The following is a 2,969-nucleotide window of genomic DNA, read 5'->3' as shown; positions in this document are numbered from 1 at the left end:
GGCGCCGGCGGACCGGCCGACGGCTACATCGCGCGCCACAGCACGGCCGGCACCAAGACCGACACGCCGATCCTCGAGACGCCGCAGTCGATCTCGGTGGTCACGGCCGAGCAGATCGAGGCCCAGCAGCCCACCAGCCTGGTCGACGCCTTCAACTACACGGCCGGCGTGAGGCGCTCGGAAGGCGCCGACCGCACCACCGACTCGTTCGTGATCCGCGGCTTCCAGGCCGGCGCCGGCACGGGCAGCCTCTACCGCGACGGCTCGAAGTTCATGGTCAACGCCTACGACGGCCAGCAGGAGCTCTACGGGCTCGAGCGCGCCGAGGTGCTCAAGGGCGCGGCCTCGCTGCTCTACGGCACGGCCGCGCCCGGCGGCGTGGTCAACACCGTCACCAAGCAGCCCACGGCCGAGCCGCTGCGCGAGCTGGGCGTGGAGCTCGGCAACCGCGACCGCCGCCAGATCAAGGGCGACTTCGGCGGCAAGCTGGACGAGCAGGGCACGCTGACCTACCGGCTCACGGGCCTCGTGCGCGACAGCAACACCTTCATCGACCACGTGCCCGACGACCGGCGCTTCCTGTCGGGCGCGATCCGCTGGCAGCCGAGCGCGGCGACCTCGCTCACGCTGCAGGCCGAGTACCTGCGCAACCGCACCGACTACGTGTACGGGCTGGCCGGCGGCGTCACGATCCTGCCGAACATCCACGGACCGGTGCCGAGCAGCCGCTACACCGGCACGCCGGGGCGCGACCGCTACGCCGGCACCAACACCGCCGTCGGCTACCGTTTCGAGCATGCCTTCAGCGATCGCCTGAAGCTGCGCCACAGCGCACATGCCTTCCGTTCGGAGGTCGATTTCCCGAGCACCGCCGCTGCCGGCGTGAGCCCCGACGGCGCCAGCTCCACCTTCCATGAGTCCTACGACCGCCGCGACCGCTCGCGCGCGCGCACCACCGACACCTCGCTCGAGTACCGCGTCGACACCGGCCCGGTCGCGCACACGCTGCTGGCCGGCGTGGACACCACCTACCAGTCCTACACCACGCGGCGCGCGTCGCGCGAGATCGCGACCCAGTTCAACTACTACGCGCCGAACTACGTCTACGTCGCGGGTGCGCCGGTGCCGAACACCTACTTCCCCGACATGGCCGGCAACGCCACCGGGCTGTACCTGCAGGACCAGATGAAGATCGCCGGGCGCTGGGTGGTGGTGCTCGGCGCGCGGCACGACCGCGTGACCGACCGCCAGGTGCCGGTCGATGGCGAGACCGCGAACTCGAAGGAGAAGACCTCGGCCACCACCGGCCGCGCCGGCCTCGTCTACCTGGCCGACAACGGCCTCGCGCCGTTCGCGAGCTTCAGCCAGTCGTTCCAGCCGCAGAGCGGTGTCGACCGCATGGGCGCGCGCTTCGAGCCCACGCGCGGCGAGCAGTACGAGCTCGGCCTGCGCTACCAGCCGCCGGGCAGCGACACCCTGCTGAGCGCCGCCGTCTACCAGCTCCGGCAGCAGAACGTGCTGTCGACGGACCCCGTCGACACCGGCTTCTCGGTGCAGACCGGCGAGGTGCGCTCGCGCGGGCTGGAGATCGAGCTGCGCACGCGCATCGGCCGCTCGGCCAGCCTGATCGCCGCCTACGCCTACACCGACGCGCGCGTCACCGCCGACACCACCGCCGCCAACGTCGGCAAGCGCCGCGGCAACGTGCCCTACAACACCTTCTCGGCCTGGGGCGAGTACGACTTCGGCAAGGCCGGCGCGCCGGGCCTGCGCGCGGGGCTGGGCGTGCGCCACGTGGGCGCCTCCACCGGGCTTTACGTGAACGGCATCGTGCCCTCGTACACCGTGTTCGACGCGATGGTGTCGTACGACACCGGCCACTGGCGCTACGCGTTCAACCTCACGAACCTGGCCGACAAGGCCTATATCGCCTCGTGCACCTATGGCTGCTTCTACGGCGAGCGGCGCAAGGCGGTGGCTTCGGCCACCTACCGCTGGTAGGGCGCAGCGCTTAGCATGAGGGGCATGAGCGAACACACCCATGCCCACGGCGAAGACCACAGCGAGCTCGATGAGATGGACCTGCGCGTGCGCGCGCTCGAGAGTGTGCTCACCGAGAAGGGCTACATCGAGCCGGCCGCGCTCGATGCGCTGATCGACACCTACCAGACCCGCATCGGCCCGCGCAACGGCGCGCGCGTGGTCGCCAAAGCCTGGGTCGACCCGGCCTTTCGCGACTGGCTGCTGGCCGACGCCACCGCGGCCATCGCCTCGCTGGGCTACACCGGCCGCCAGGGCGAGCACATGGTGGCGGTGGCCAACAGCGACGATCAGCACCACATGGTGGTCTGCACGCTGTGCAGCTGCTACCCGTGGCCGGTGCTGGGCCTGCCGCCCACCTGGTACAAGAGCGCGCCCTACCGCTCGCGCGCGGTGCGCGACCCGCGCGGCGTGCTCGCGGACTTCGGCACGGTGCTGCCCGAGACCACGCGCATCCGGATCTGGGACTCGACCGCGGAGGTGCGCTACCTCGTGATTCCGCAGCGGCCCGCGGGCACGGAGCATCTGGGCGAGGAGGAGCTCGCGGCGCTGGTGTCGCGCGATTCGATGATCGGCACCCGGCTCGCCGATGCGCCGGAGGGCCCGGTATGAACTACCAAACCCAGGCCGACCTCGGCGGCCGCACCGGCTTCGGCGCGGTGCAGCCCGAGCCCGAGGGCGAGCTGTTCCATGCCGACTGGGAGCCGCGCGCGCTGGCGCTGGTGCTCGCGATGGGCGCCACCGGCTCGTGGAACATCGATGCGAGCCGCGCCGTGCGCGAGACCTTGCCGCACTACCTGCAGCTGAGCTATTACCGGATCTGGCTCGCGGCGCTCGAGCGGCTGATGATCGAGCGCGGCCAGCTGTTCGAGGACGAGATCGCGCAGGGCCGCATGCTGCATGCGCCCGCGCCCGTCAAGCGCGTGCTG

2 protein-coding genes and 1 pseudogene are annotated in these 2,969 nt (G+C 71.2%); all 3 read left to right on the top strand.

From position 1 onward, the window contains the following. Nucleotides 1–2,001: TonB-dependent siderophore receptor (locus tag AC27VN_RS37655; RefSeq protein ID WP_490879956.1), on the top strand; the 2,001-nt coding region annotated here is incomplete at its 5' end. Nucleotides 2,002–2,025: 24 nt separating this feature from the next. Further along, complete coding sequence (gene nthA / locus AC27VN_RS37650; protein ID WP_490879955.1) at nucleotides 2,026–2,652, top strand: nitrile hydratase subunit alpha; 627 nt, start codon at nucleotides 2,026–2,028, stop codon at nucleotides 2,650–2,652. Further along, nucleotides 2,649–2,969: pseudogene (locus AC27VN_RS37645) on the top strand (nitrile hydratase subunit beta); the annotation flags it as partial. The gene nthA and the pseudogene AC27VN_RS37645, both read left to right, overlap by 4 nt.

The sequence above is a fragment of the Variovorax sp. 20P10.2.4 genome (assembly GCF_058244205.1).
The sequence above is the reverse complement of the archived record's forward strand: the minus strand, read 5'-3'. Positions and strand labels throughout refer to the sequence as shown.

What these genes read in the sequence shown, in the direction of transcription:
- nthA (WP_490879955.1), top strand. Translation starts at nt 2,026, where the DNA reads ATGAGCGAACACACCCATGCCCACGGCGAAGACCACAGCGAGCTCGAT.